General features: G+C 27.8%; 15 protein-coding genes. All 15 read right to left on the bottom strand.

What is annotated here, in order from left to right:
- Positions 1–21 precede the first annotated feature (21 nt).
- Complete coding sequence (locus KQI68_RS06080; RefSeq protein ID WP_216549240.1) at positions 22–540, bottom strand: hypothetical protein; 519 nt, start codon at positions 538–540, stop codon at positions 22–24.
- A 4-nt stretch (positions 541–544) separates the two neighbouring features.
- Entirely contained in the window at positions 545–2,305 is a 1,761-nt protein-coding gene (locus KQI68_RS06085) for a DUF4153 domain-containing protein (RefSeq protein WP_216549241.1), read from the bottom strand.
- A 63-nt stretch (positions 2,306–2,368) separates the two neighbouring features.
- Entirely contained in the window at positions 2,369–3,646 is a 1,278-nt protein-coding gene (locus KQI68_RS06090; RefSeq protein ID WP_216549242.1) for a dihydroorotase, read from the bottom strand.
- A gap of 82 nt (positions 3,647–3,728) precedes the next feature.
- A complete protein-coding gene (locus KQI68_RS06095; RefSeq protein WP_216549243.1) occupies positions 3,729–4,418 on the bottom strand; it encodes a glycerophosphodiester phosphodiesterase family protein in 690 nt (229 codons plus the stop codon).
- A 219-nt stretch (positions 4,419–4,637) separates the two neighbouring features.
- Positions 4,638–5,510, bottom strand: a complete 873-nt coding sequence (gene metF / locus KQI68_RS06100; RefSeq protein ID WP_216549244.1) for a methylenetetrahydrofolate reductase [NAD(P)H] — start codon at positions 5,508–5,510, stop codon at positions 4,638–4,640.
- Entirely contained in the window at positions 5,488–7,767 is a 2,280-nt protein-coding gene (gene metE / locus KQI68_RS06105; RefSeq protein ID WP_216549245.1) for a 5-methyltetrahydropteroyltriglutamate--homocysteine S-methyltransferase, read from the bottom strand. Before metE ends, metF begins: the two co-directional genes overlap by 23 nt.
- A gap of 99 nt (positions 7,768–7,866) precedes the next feature.
- Positions 7,867–8,790, bottom strand: a complete 924-nt coding sequence (locus KQI68_RS06110; protein ID WP_216549246.1) for a LysR family transcriptional regulator — start codon at positions 8,788–8,790, stop codon at positions 7,867–7,869.
- 75 nt (positions 8,791–8,865) lie between these two features.
- A complete protein-coding gene (gene truA / locus KQI68_RS06115) occupies positions 8,866–9,606 on the bottom strand; it encodes a tRNA pseudouridine(38-40) synthase TruA (RefSeq protein WP_216549247.1) in 741 nt (246 codons plus the stop codon).
- Positions 9,603–10,400, bottom strand: coding sequence for an energy-coupling factor transporter transmembrane component T family protein (locus KQI68_RS06120; RefSeq protein WP_216549248.1), 798 nt, complete (start codon positions 10,398–10,400; stop codon positions 9,603–9,605). Before KQI68_RS06120 ends, truA begins: the two co-directional genes overlap by 4 nt.
- Positions 10,393–11,259 carry an energy-coupling factor transporter ATPase gene (locus KQI68_RS06125; protein WP_216549249.1) on the bottom strand — a complete coding sequence of 289 codons (867 nt, stop codon included), beginning with the start codon at positions 11,257–11,259 and terminating at the stop codon, positions 10,393–10,395. The genes KQI68_RS06120 and KQI68_RS06125 overlap by 8 nt, the downstream gene beginning before the upstream one ends.
- A complete protein-coding gene (locus tag KQI68_RS06130) occupies positions 11,250–12,074 on the bottom strand; it encodes an energy-coupling factor transporter ATPase (protein WP_216549250.1) in 825 nt (274 codons plus the stop codon). Before KQI68_RS06130 ends, KQI68_RS06125 begins: the two co-directional genes overlap by 10 nt.
- Positions 12,075–12,143: 69 nt before the next feature.
- Positions 12,144–12,743, bottom strand: coding sequence for a DNA-3-methyladenine glycosylase (locus tag KQI68_RS06135; RefSeq protein ID WP_216549251.1), 600 nt, complete (start codon positions 12,741–12,743; stop codon positions 12,144–12,146).
- A complete protein-coding gene (locus tag KQI68_RS06140) occupies positions 12,730–13,113 on the bottom strand; it encodes a YkvA family protein (RefSeq protein ID WP_216549252.1) in 384 nt (127 codons plus the stop codon). The genes KQI68_RS06135 and KQI68_RS06140 overlap by 14 nt, the downstream gene beginning before the upstream one ends.
- A gap of 48 nt (positions 13,114–13,161) precedes the next feature.
- Positions 13,162–13,788 carry an orotate phosphoribosyltransferase gene (gene pyrE, locus KQI68_RS06145; RefSeq protein ID WP_216549253.1) on the bottom strand — a complete coding sequence of 209 codons (627 nt, stop codon included), beginning with the start codon at positions 13,786–13,788 and terminating at the stop codon, positions 13,162–13,164.
- Complete coding sequence (gene pyrF / locus KQI68_RS06150; protein WP_216549254.1) at positions 13,788–14,495, bottom strand: orotidine-5'-phosphate decarboxylase; 708 nt, start codon at positions 14,493–14,495, stop codon at positions 13,788–13,790. Before pyrF ends, pyrE begins: the two co-directional genes overlap by 1 nt.
- Position 14,496 lies beyond the last annotated feature (1 nt).

The following is a 14,496-nucleotide window of genomic DNA, read 5'->3' on the forward strand; positions in this document are numbered from 1 at the left end:
ATGGGTTTTAGCCCATCTTTTTTAATGTAATATGTGATTGTGATTGCAAGAATCTCCATGACAAGAACAATTGTGATTATGTTCATGATTATGCTCATCTAAGTCCTCATCATCTGTATAAACATTTATATCTTTAATGCCGTAGATTTTTTCAAGCTCCTCAGCAAATTCTACTACAGTTTTTTCATCAAAATCATAGATATAAACTTCAGAACCAAAATTTATTATCTCCAATTTTAAAATTCCATCTTTATAAAGGCTTATGTCAGTGAAATTAATCGCCATCTCACCTATTAGATTTTCCAAAATCATTTCTTTAAAATCTTCATCGATTAATCCTTGAAATATATACTCGTATTCATTATCGTCAGAATAAATTTCATAATCTTCTAGAACTTTCTTATACTTTGCATCTTCTTTTAAAATCTTAATTTGAAAAGAATCACATTTATTAAGATAAATTCTAAAAATATCTTTAATTGGTTCTAGATTTATATCTTCATCTATAAAAACGTCATTTTCAAAATTTATATAATACAAATTATCACTCCACTAATAAATAAAATTCAACATAGGCATTATTTGAAACATTTTCATTATAAAAATAAATGTGTTTAAAGATTACCTTGTAGCCATCTTCAGTAATGGCAAGATCTTCTGGGTTTATTCTATCTTTAGTTTTAGAAAGCATTTTAAGATTGTCTTTAACCTTTGAAAGATCAATACTAAATTCAAAAACATAATTTTTATCTACCATTTTATAAACTTCGATAAATTTATCATTTTTAACGAATTTAAAATCTCCCCTTACAACTTTGTCATAAGAATTATTTGCATCGATAAGCCTACTATAACCTTCGATATTTATTCCCATGTCATTAGTCGATCCATTTTCCATTTCATTTTCATCAATATTATATCCAAGATATTCATTATCACGAATTATATTACTAAATCCAAATAATTTTTTGAAATTTTCTTCTTCGTATTTAAAATCTTTTGGAAGATATTTAAGTTTATCAACTCTATCTTTCGATGCCATATAAGATACAATTTCAACAATTTCTCTTCTGTCTTGACTTTTTATATTAGGATTTTGTTTTATATTTTCTCTTTGAATCATATTGTTTTTTTCTAGAATACTTACAAACCTGCCACTTTGACTTTTTATACTTAAATTTGTAGCAGAAGCTGGCCCTATTCCTGAAATTAAAATTATCACAAATAGAAATATTGGTACGGTAATATTTGAATTATCTTTGTAAAAAATAAAATAAATCAGTGATAACAATATCCAAATTCCTGCTGCAAAAGATAAGAATCTATTTTCTGTAATTCCATATTCTTGAATTCTTAAAATCAGTGCAAAAAACATCATTAAAAGAAGTGGAATTATTGCAATTGGAAGTATCTTTTTAAATTTATTTATAATTTCATAGTTTTTAATCCTAGAAAGGAAAAATAAATAAAATACAGAGAATACTCCAAACCATAGAACTAAATTTACAATAATATTATTTGGTATTTCTTGAATAAGTATTACTTTTAAAAAATATGCAAATAATATTAAAGTATAGATTGCAACAATTGGTGTCAAAATATAAACCAGTAAAAACCTAAAGGCTTTTGGATATTTGTACTCAATATATGAATCTCTAACTTTTGGAAAATCAGATAAAAATGTAACAACATTAAATAAAATAAATGAGAAAATAAATATTTTAAGATAAATATTTTCAGCAAATTTTACATTAAATAAACTTGAAAAAGCAAAAACTATTCCTGAAATTCCAACAAAAACTATAAAACTATAAATATTAGAAACTATAAAAGATTGTAAAATCTTTGAAACATAGGCAACATAATCTTTATGATAATTAAATTTTCCTATAAAAGAACATCCAACTATTAAAGCAGTAATTAGTGTTCCATAAATAAAATTAGAATCGTAATCACAGAGGTATCCATTTTCACAACTTACTAATTCTACGATTCCATATAGAATTGGAATTGCTATGACATAGGATAAAATTGTAACAAGATAATTATTTTTTATATTTTTCAAATCATAATAATTTTTAAGCGCTTCATTAAATAGCTTAATAAAAGCAAATAAAAATATTCCAAATATAGCAACAAAGGCTATTGTTCCAATTTCAACATAATAAGCATCTTTATCAGTTATAGATAAAGACATTATTAAAAATATCGTGCCAATTAATGCACTTAAAATGGTCAAGGGAAATCTCTTTACAGTACTTTTAATTCTAGTAAAGTCCAGTAAATTTATATTGAAAAATTTCATGTCTACCTCCCTAAAATTATAATATAATAAAATAATTTCTTTTTAAAGATAATGGCTTAAATCTTAGCCTTTGTATCCTTTTTGAAACTTTTTATAAACTACATTTCCCCTTGAAATTGTATAAATTATTTCTCCTTTTAGAGTTTTTTCTTTGAATGGAGAATTTTGTGATTTAGACTTAAATTTGTCGATTTTATATTCACTATCTAAATCTATAATCGCAATGTCTGCATCTTCGCCAACTTTTATTTTTCCTGCATTTAAATTATAAATTTTAGCTGGATTAGTACTCATTAGCTCTATTAATTTATTAATTGAAATGATGCCACTTAAAACTAATTCTTCATAACAAATTGAAAATGAAGTTTCTAGTCCAATTATTCCAGAAGGTGCTTTTGTAATTTCTACATTTTTTTCTTCTTCGCTGTGAGGTGCATGATCTGTGGCAATTATTTCTATTGTGCCTTCTGCAATTCCTCTAATTATTCTCTGTCTATCTTCTTCGCTTCTTAAAGGCGGATTCATTTTTGCAAGTGTGCCATATTTTAAAACTGCTTCATCATTTAAGGCGATGTGATGAGGTGTAACTTCTGCATAAACTTTTGCACCCATTTCTTTTCCAAACTTAACAAGATCTACGCCAAGACCTGTAGAAAGATGTTGAATTGAAACTTTTGCTCCAGTATAGATTGCCATTGCTATATCTCTTGATATAAAAGAAGTTTCAGCAATATTTGGAGATCCATAAATTCCTAACTCATCAGAAACATTTGAATGATTTATACCATTTTGCTTAATTAAATTTGGATCTTCTTCGTGAAAAGATATAATCGCATCAAGTTCCTTAGCACGATTCATAGCTTCAAGAATTAAATCAGTATTCCTATTGGGAATTCCATCATCAGTAAATGCTACTGCACCTGCTTTTAAGTTTTCTTCCATATTAACAAGCTCTGTATCTCCAAAATTTCTAGTCAGTGCAGAAACTGTATAAACTTTAAGTGGCAATTCTCTTGCTCTTTTATAATGCTCTTTGATAATTTCTGGATTGTCAATTTTAGGAGCTGTATTTGCCATTTGAATCACAGTAGTAAAGCCACCAGCCACTGCAGATTCTGACCCAGTTGTTAAATCTTCTTTATGAGTCATTCCTGGATCTCTAAAGTGAACGTGAACATCTACAAGGCCTGGTACAACAATTTTTCCGCCTGCATCAATAGTTTCATCATCTGCTTCAATATTTTTACTAATTTCAATTACTTTTCCATCTTTAATTTTTATATCTAAAATCTCATCAGTATTTGAAATTGGATCTATTACTCTACCATTTTTTATAATCATAAAATCACCTTTTTATTTTTAATTTTATCAGATTATATGTCTAAATGAAAATTAATTGCAACTAAAAAAGGCCCTAAGGCCATTAATATTTAAAATCTAGTTCGGGATAATTTGTAATTATTCCATCTACTCCTATTTCTATTAATTTTTCATAAGAATTTTTGTCATTTACTGTCCAAGTATTTATTTCTATTGCTGCTTCATGTAATTTTAAAACTTCATCTTTATTTAATGTTGTAAAGAATGGATGATAAATTTCAATTTTATTTTCTTTTAAATACTTTGAAGGATTTATTATATTGCTCTCTGTCAAAGCCGCTACTTTTAAATTTGAAATTTCCTTAAATCTAAGAAGTGAGTAGTGATTAAAACTTGAGATTAATAGTCTATCTAGCATATTGTATTCACTAAATAAATTATAAACTTTCTCTTTTATTCTAATATATTCAAAAACAGAAGTTTTAAGTTCACAATTTGTAATTAGATTTGAGTTTTTTACTATATCTAAGTATTCATTAAGAGTAATAACAGATTCTCCATTTGAGTATTTATAACTTTTTAACTCTTCAAGTGTTAAATCCTTTACAAAAGCTTTCAAATTTAAAAGTCTTTCCAAGTACTCATCATGAATCACAACTACTTCTTTATCCTTTGTAAGCTGCACATCTAATTCAATTCCTGTAATATTTAAATCCAAACAAGCTTCAAAACTTTGTTTTGAATTTTCAAAATATTTTGAGCTATATCCTCTATGGGCATATATATTTGTCATAATTGCTCCTATTTTTAATTAATCACTTAATTTTTAACTACTATAATTTCTTTATTATTTTATCAGATTTTAATATTTAAATAAAATTTTCAAATAGAAAAAGTGCAAATAGAAAATTATTTCTACTTACACTTTTATGGTACTAAATGGCCATAAGGCCAATTTTATATATTTTATTTTAAATAAGGAGATTTTAAAAACATTTTTTTAACTATTATATTAAGATGCTTTCTTTTCTAATAATAAATTAGCAACTGCTTCATGAACTTTTCTTGCAATGTATGAATTGTTCATAGTGTATAAGTGAATACCATCAACGCCTTGAGCAATTAAATCAACAATTTGGTCAATGGCATATGCTATTCCTGCATCTCTCATAGCGACAGGATTATGTTCGTATCTCTCCATAATCTTTATAAATTTTTTTGGAAGTTTAACTCCACATAATGAAGTCATTTTTTCAATTTGTTTTTTATTTACAACAGGCATAATCCCTGCTTCTATAGGTACATTGATATCTGCAAGTTCGCATTTTTCTTTAAAATTATAAAATACATTATTATCTAAAAATAGTTGTGTCATTAATTGACTTGCTCCAGCATCTACTTTTATCTTTAAATTTTTAACATCTTCGACTATATTTTTACAATCAATATGTCCTTCTGGATAGCATGCTGCAATTATATTAAAGTTACCATTTTCTTTAATAAATCTAATTAAATCAGAAGCGTAGGTAAAATCGCCTTTTTTATAATCTCCTTCAGGCAAATCTCCTCTTAAAGCTAAGATATTTTCAATTCTAAGCTTTTTTAATTCTTCCAATTTTTCTAATACATCTTCTTTAGTAAGACCTATACATGGAAGATGTGTGATAGATTCAATACCGTAAGATTTTATTGCAGAAGCTATTTTAAATGTTTCTTCATTGTTCTTTGCTCCTAGTGCTCCATAAGTAACACTTATAGAGTCTGGGGCTAATTTTTTTAATTCTTCAATAGTTTTATAAATTGTACTCACATTAGAGCTTTTCTTAGGAGGAAAAACCTCATAAGAAAAAACTTGTTTATATTTAAATATTTCTGTTGTTTTCATCTCTTACTTCCCTTGTTGCATTTAATAAATTTTTCAAACTTTCTCTAACTTCTTTATTTCCTCTAGTTTTTAAACCACAATCTGGATTAATCCATAATTTTTCTGGACTTACTTTTTCTAAAATTCTTTTAATTTGATTTACCAATTCTTCTTTTGAAGGAATTCTTGGAGAATGAATGTCATAAACTCCTGGTCCAACTTGAGTTTTAAAATTGTTTTCTTTTAAAGAATCTAAAATTTGTAAATCCGATCTTGAAGCCTCAAAAGAAATTACATCTGCATCCATATCATCTATTGCTTTTATAATATCTGTAAATTCGCTATAGCACATATGAGTATGAATTTGTGTATCTTCTTTAACACCAGAATGAACTAATCTAAAGGCAGGTATTGCCCAAGCTAAATATTCTTTAAACCAGTCAGATTTTCTTAATGGTAATTTTTCTCTTAAAGCAGCTTCATCTACTTGAATAATGTTAATTCCATTTTTTTCTAAATCTAAAACTTCATCTCTAATTGCAAGAGCAATTTGTAAAGTTTGCTCTTTAATTTCTATATCTTCTCTTGGAAAAGACCAGTTTAAAATAGTTACAGGACCTGTAAGCATTCCCTTAACCTCTTTATTTGTTAATGATTTTGCATATTTTGACCAAAAAACAGTCATTTGATTTTTTCTGAAAACATCTCCCCATATTATTGGAGGTTTTACGCATCTAGTACCATAAGATTGAACCCAAGCTTTTTCTGTAAATAAGAAACCATTTAGTCTTTCTCCAAAGTATTCAACCATGTCATTTCTTTCAAATTCACCATGAACTAATACGTCTATTCCAATTTCTTCTTGTTCTCTTATACATTCTTTAATTTTTTCTTTATTAAAAGCTATATATTCTTCTTCACTAATTAAATTATTTTTAAAATCAGATCTATTTTTTCTAACTTCCTTTGTTTGTGGGAAAGAGCCTATTGTAGTTGTAGGAAATAATGGTAATTTAAATTTTTCTCTTTGAATCTTTTCTCTAGTTTCAAAATCCGGTTTTCTAATATAGTCTTCTTCTTTTATATTATTAACTCTATTGTTTACATCTTTGTCGTAAGAATCAGGTCTGTTGTTAAATAATTTTTGATTTTCAATGTATTTTTTATCAGTTTCATAATTATTTTCAGAAAGTTCTTTTAAATCTTTTAATTCTACTAACTTTTCTTCAGCAAATGAAAAATGTTCTAAGTATTTATTATCTAATTTACTTTCATTTTTTAGAGTATATGGTACATGTAATAATGAACAAGAAGTATTTAACACGAAATTTATATTTTTATTTTTCAAAAATTCAATAGTTTCTAATGTTTTTTTATAATTATTTCTCCAGATGTTCTTTCCGTTAATTAAACCTGCGAATAAAATTTTATCTTCTTTAAAACCATATTCATCAATTAAATCTTTAGTTTTTAATCCTTCAATAAAATCTAAACCTATTGCATCAAAATCTAATTCCAATAGATTTAAATAAATATCTCTCACATCTCCAAAGTAAGTTTGAATTAATATTTTAGAATTATTTTTTGATTTTAGAATTTCTGAATATAATTTATTGAATAAATTCTTATCACCATCTGTTAAGTCATAAACAATTTCAGGTTCGTCAAACTGTATCCATTCTGCTCCTAATTTATTTAATCTTTCGATAATTTCCTTATATACAGCTATGAAATCATCAGAAAAATCATTAGCTTTTTTATCTCCAACATATCTTAATTTCTTAAGTAGTGTATAAGGTCCTATAAGAACAGGCTTTGAAAGAATGTCTTCATTCTTTGCTTCTTTAAATTCATCAAATACTTTTGTTCCAACTAATTTAACTTCTGTTTCATCGTCAATTTCTGGTACCATGTAGTGATAATTTGTATTAAACCATTTTTTCATTGCTAAAGCTTTTACATCACCATTTTCTCCTTGGTAACCCTTAGCCATTGCAAAATATTCTTGTAAATCATCAAGACCTAAATCTTTGTATCTTTTAGGAATAATATTAATAAGTACAGCTGCATCTAATGTCAAATCATAAAAAGAAAAATCATTAGATGGTATAAAATCTAGTCCAGATTCTTTTTCTAATTTTAAATTTTTAATTCTTAGTTCTTTTGCAATTTTTTCTAATTCATTTCTATCAATTTCATTTCTAAAAAACTTTTCAGTTCCAAATTTTAACTCTCTTAAACTTCCAACTCTTGGAAATCCTATTATTGATGTTTTCATAATTTCTCTCCTATCGCATAAAATAAAATAAGCTTTAACTTGTTATTTATTATAACCAGCTAAAGCTTATAATCGTTAATACTTAATAGTTTTGAGTTGTCATAAGTTTAAGTTATGACGATAGGTTTTTATATAGTTTTTTAAATGTTCTATATAGGATTTGCAAATCGAAGAAAGAGGTCTGTCAATATTTTTAATATAGCCAATTTCCATAACTTCATCAGAAACTAATGGAATTGAAACTATATTTGTGCCATTTAAATCTTCAGATAATATTCCTGAAGATATTGTATATCCATTTAGTCCAATCATTAAATTAAATATTGTTGCCCTATCTGTTACGACAATATTTTTATCATTTTCTTCAATGGAATGTGGCTCTTCAGCAAAATAAAAAGAATTATTAATTCCTTGATCATAATAAAGTCTAGGATATGTATTTAATTCATCAAGAGTAACAGTATCTTTTTTTGCTAATGGATTGTTCCTTGATACAAATACATGTGGTTTAGCCGTAAATAGAGAAACAAATTCCAAATCGGCATTTTCAAACATTTTAATTAAAACTTCCCTATTAAAATTAGATAAAAATAAAACTCCTATTTCAGATCTCGATGTTCTAACATCCTCAATTATGTAATGAGTTAAAGTTTCCTTTAAAGAAAATTCATATCTATCTTTGCCATATTCCTTAACAAGTGCAACAAAAGCATTAACTACAAAGGCATAATGTTGACTTGTAATTGAAAATACACGTCTTAATTTTTCTTTATTTTTATACCTATTTTCTAACAAGTCAGCCTGTTCAACAACTTGTCTAGAATATGATAAAAAACTTATTCCCTCTTCTGATAAATATACTCCTCTGTTATTTCTATAAAATATTGTAATTCCCATTTCATTTTCAATTTCTGAAACAACTTTTGATAGAGAAGGTTGCGAAACTAATAATTTTGAAGCCGCAGATGTAATTGAACCCGCTTCTGCAATAGCAATAATATATCTTAATTGTTGTAATGTCATTTTTCTCTCCTGGTCTATATTATTTTTATTTAAGAAAAAAGCTTCTAAATAGAAGCCTTAATCCAAATTTTATTTTTAATTTTCATCGTATTTAACATCCATTAAATAAAGTCCACATGCTGGAGCAGTTGGCCCAGCTTTTTTTCTATTTTTTGAAACTAAAGCTTTTTCCATGTAATCTATATCTCTAATGCCTCTACCAATTTCAATGGCAGTTCCAACGATTATTCTAATCATATTTTTAAGAAAACTTTTAGCCGTAAAATCAAAGTAAATAAATTTTTCATCTTCAGTTATTTCAATTTCATCAATTGATCGAATTGAATCTTTTACTATTGCATTTCTACCCATAAAAGATGCGTAATCATGCTCCCCTAATAAACATTTTACAGCTTCTCTCATTCTATCTATATCAATTTCATGAGGATATTCATAAGCTCTATTAAAAAGTAGTGCATTTCTGTAACGAGATTTATAAATTACATATCTGTATTTCTTTTTCTTAGCATCAAACCTCGCATGAAAATTTTCTGGTACAATCTTCGAATCATTGACTGAAACATCATTTGGCAAATTATAATTTAATACCTTTGGAAGATTACCTATATCAATTGTCGTGTCAACATAAAAGTTTGCATATTGTCCAAGTGCATGGACTCCCCTGTCAGTTCTTCCTGCATAGTAAATTTTTATTTCTTCGTTAAAAGTTTTAAAAAGGCCCTTATTTAATTCACCTTCAACAGTTCTTCTGTCTGGTTGATATTGAAAGCCATGAAAATTAGTTCCATCATAGACAATTTTTATTAAAATATTCATATCTTTGAGCCCACTATAACTGCAACAAAGAAAATAATATTTCCCACAAAAATTGAAATATCTTTAGATGTAATCTTTGATGTATTCATTTTAGTTCTTCCATCTCCACCTCTGTAACATCTTGACTCCATGGCTGTTGCAAGTTCTTCAGCACGTCTAAAGGAGTTTATAAATAGTGGAACTAATAGCGGAACTAAATTTTTTGCTCTTGAAATTAAATTACCAGATTCGAAATCTGCTCCCCTTGCCATTTGAGCTTTCATAATCTTATCAGTTTCTTCAATAAGTGTAGGAATAAACCTAAGAGCAATTGTCATCATCATTGCTATTTCGTGACTTGGAACTCCAATTTTTCTAAAAGGTCTTAATAGTGACTCAATTCCATCAGTAAGTTCTATTGGAGAAGTTGTGTAAGTTAATAAACTTGTTCCCAGTACTAATAAAATTAATCTAATTCCCATAAAGAACGCAAGATCAATTCCCTCTTGTGAAATTTTTAAAAAACCTAGTTCATAAATTGGTTTTCCAGGTGTAAAGAATAAATTAATTAAAAATGTCACAAAAATAATTAATCTCAAAGGTTTTAATCCTCTTAATACAAGTCCAACTGGAAGTTTTGCATTGAAAAGTATTAAAAATAAATAAATAACAATTGGAATATACATAATAAAAGAATCTATAAAGAATAGTGAAATTATGTATACAAACATTGTTAAAATTTTTAATTTGGGATCATATTCGTGTACTAAACTGTCTCCTGGAAAATATTGACCTATTGTAATATCTTTAAGCATTTTTCTTACCCCTCAAATATTTTTCCAATGAAATTTTTGCTTCCTCTATTGTTATGGCATTCTCATTGATGTCAAGTCCTCTCTTTTTAAGCTCATGCATTAGAGATGTTACTTGCGGAATACCAAGTCCAATTGATTTTAATTTATCTTCTTGTTTAAAAATTTCTCGTGGAGCTCCATCTAACACTGCATTTCCAGAGTCCATTACAATTATTCTCTGTGCAATATTCGCAATATCTTCCATTGAGTGTGAAACTAAAACAACTGTCATATTGCTATTTTTATGAATGTTTACAATCTCTCCTAGAATTTCATCTCTACCTCTTGGGTCAAGACCTGCAGTTGGCTCATCGAGTATTAAAACTTTTGGATTCATTGCAAGAACTCCCGCTATTGCAACTCTTCTTTTAAGTCCTCCAGAAAGTTCAAAGGGAGAAGCATCTTTATACCTCTCATAATCAAGTCCCACTGATTCCATTGCATTTCTAACTCTAGTGCTAACCTCAGCATCATCAAGAGATAAGTTATTTGGTCCAAAAGCAATGTCTTTTTCAACAGTTTCTTCAAATAACTGATACTCTGGATATTGAAACACTAGTCCAATTTTTCTTCTAAGTTCTGTTAAATCCTTGGTATCTTTCTCAATTTTTATATTATCTACAATTATTTCTCCACTACTTGGTTTTAAAAGTCCGTTTAAGTGTTGAATTAATGTAGATTTTCCCGACCCAGTATGACCAATTAATCCAATAAATTCATTTTCTTCAATTTTTAAATTTACATTATTTAAAGCAATTTTTTCAAAGGGAAGTCCTTCACTGTAAACATGTTTTAAATTTTTAATTTCTATCAAGGACATAATTCATTCACCATTTCATCTATATTTAAAATTTCTGTTGAAATATCAAATCCACTTTTTTGTAAATCATAGGCAAGCTCTGTTACTTGAGGTACATCAAGACCTATAGCCTTAATCTCTTCAACTTGTGAGAATACCTCTCTAGGATTTCCCTCGAGAACTACATTTCCATCTTCCATTACAACAATCCTATCTGCAAGAGCCGCCTCTTCCATGTAATGTGTAATTAATATAATAGTTTTTTTTTGATTTTTATTTAGATTAATTAGAGTTTCCATAACCTCTGCTCTACCACTTGGATCAAGCATTGCTGTAGGTTCATCTAAAATGATATATTTTGGGCTCATAGCAAGAATTCCAGCGATAGCAACTCTTTGTTTTTGCCCACCAGATAAAAGATGAGGTGCATTTTTTTTGAAATCACTCATATTTACAATTTCAAGTGCCTCATCTACTCTTTTTCTTATTTCTTTTGGCTCAACTCCAAGATTTTCAGGACCGAAAGCAACTTCATCTTCAACTATTGTTGCGACTAATTGATTGTCTGGATTTTGAAAAACCATTCCAGCATTTTTTCTAATGTCCCAAATTTCTTCTTCATTTCTAGTATTCATACCATCTACTAAAACATCTCCTGAAACAGGAGTAAGAAGTCCATTAATTAACTTTGCAAGAGTTGATTTTCCTGATCCATTATGTCCTAGAAGAGCTATAAATTCGCCTTCATGTATATCTAAATTAATATTATTTAAAATTTGTTTAGAATTTTCATCTTCTGCGTCATATTTAAATGACATATTATTTATGCTAATCATTTTATCACTCCGATATTTGTTAACTAATTATAATATAAAACTTGACGATTTGCTATAATTTATTTAAATTTATTTAGATATATATTTATTACCCTTGATAAAAAATCTAAGTGGAAGCTCTGCATCTTCTCCTGCATAATCTATTCCAATTCTTTTATCCTTTTCTATTTCTACTTTCTCTTTGCAATCTTCAATGTAGAGATAATCCTTGGATAAAATTTTACCATTTAAACTTCTATCAATATCTAAAGCTTTAGTTAGTTTTCCAGGACCATTGCATAGATTTTTCCTTTGATAACTACTTAGCTTGTCATAATTTTTATTAAATCTATTCATAGACATTTTATCAATGCCTTTTATAGGCTCCACTGCTCTTATTAATACAGCTTCAGGGTGATTTTTATCCATTGTTACAATATTAAACAAATCATAAATTCCATATATTAGATAGATATAAATATGTCCTCCATCTTTATACAAAATCTTATTTCTATTTGTTATATTACCTCCGTAGCTGTGGCAAGCCTTGTCATTAAGACCTAGATAAGCTTCAGTTTCAACTATTTTTGCACACAAAAAATTATCAGAAGTGACTCTGATAATTTTCTTGCCAAGTAAGTCTTTGGCTACCTCTATTGTATCTCTTTTAAAAAAATTAAGATCTAGCATTTTCTTTCCAAATTCTATATTTTTCTAATTCATCTTTAAGCTTTTTAATTATATAAGCTAATACACTTAAATCATCAACAAATCCAACGCCAATGATGAAATCGGGAATTATGTCTGCTGGGTTTAAAAGATATAAAAGTGCTGCCAACATAAGAAATATATCTTTTTTCTTAATATTTCTGTAATTTCCTCTTCTGTAATCCTTAAGTAGTCCAAAGACTAATCTGAGTTCATGGGAAATTTCTTTAAATAAATCTACTTTGTTGGACTTTCGCATTGATTCATCTACTACACTTTTAAATCTATTTTTATCTTTGTAAACTTTTCTAGCCATTGGGAAAAGTTTTCTTAAAACACTAAAATAATTCAATTCATCCCTCCACAAATTAATTACCCAATTTATTTTTAAGTGAAACTATTAGTCCATCCAGCTTGAGTCTTGTGGATTATCTCTAAATTTTTTAAGTTTTTCTATTTGATCTTCTTTTATATAATCTAGTTCATGAGCAACTTCAATTAATTCATCGAAGTTTGAAAGTGAATAATGATTAAATCCAGCTTTCTCAAAGTTTTCTTTGGCAGAATTCATATTGTAAGTAAATATACTTACTATTCCCAAAACTTCATAGGATTCATCTACTAAAGCTTTTGCTGCTTCAATAGAAGATCCTCCAGTTGAGAATAAATCTTCAATAACCACAACTCTTGCACCTTCAATTTTTGCACCTTCAATTTTATTTCCCTTGCCATGGTCTTTGTTTGAACTTCTTACAAATCCCATAGGAAGATTCATTTTATCTGCAATAATAGCAGCATGAGGTATGCCTGCAGTTGCAGTACCCATAATGTATTCTACATTTTCAAAATTTTCTTCAATAAGTTTTACAAGTGAATCTTCAACTAAATCTCTGTCCTCTGGATAAGAAAGTATTAGTCTATTGTCGCAATATATTGGAGATTTTATTCCTGAAGCCCATGTATATGGATCATCTGGAGAAAGAGTTACTGCTTTTTGCTTTAATAAAATCTTTGCTACTTCTTTCATTACTTGCCTCCTAAAAATTCTTCTTTAATTTCTCTATAAGCATTAAGTGGATTTTCTGCTTTTGTAATAGGTCTTCCCACTACGATATAGTCAGATCCTAGTTTTCTTGCATCCTTTGGAGTTACTACTCTTTTTTGGTCATCAGAATTATTTTTGTCTTTTCTAATTCCTGGTGTAACTGTTATAAATTCTTCTCCAAGTGCCTCTTTTATTTTAGGAACTTCTAATGCAGAGCACACTATTCCGCTAAGACCTGAATTTTTTGAAAGCTTTGCATATGAAAGCACAACGTCTTCTAGGACTAAATCTTTATCGATTTTTATTTCATCATGCATTGTATCTTCATCAGTTGAAGTAAGCATAGTAACTGCAAGACTAATTACTTCTTTATTAGATTCTTTAATTAATTTTGAAGCTTCATTAAGCATTTTACCAGTGCCTGCAGCATGGTAATTAATCATATCTACATCAAGAGATAAAAGTGATCTTGTAGCACCAGCGCATGTATTTGGAATGTCGTGAATTTTTAAATCAAGAAAAATCTTATGACCAAGTTTTTTTATTTTTCTAACAATTTCTGGACCTTCTTTATAAAAAAGTTCCATTCCAACTTTTACAAAAACTTCTTCTTCTTTGAAATTTTCTAAAAAACTTAAAGCATCTCTTCCATTTGGAAAATCAAGTGCAATTATTACATCTTTTGCCATA

This window comes from Peptoniphilus ovalis (genome assembly GCF_018919265.1).
Lineage (GTDB): Bacteria > Bacillota > Clostridia > Tissierellales > Peptoniphilaceae > Peptoniphilus_A > Peptoniphilus_A ovalis.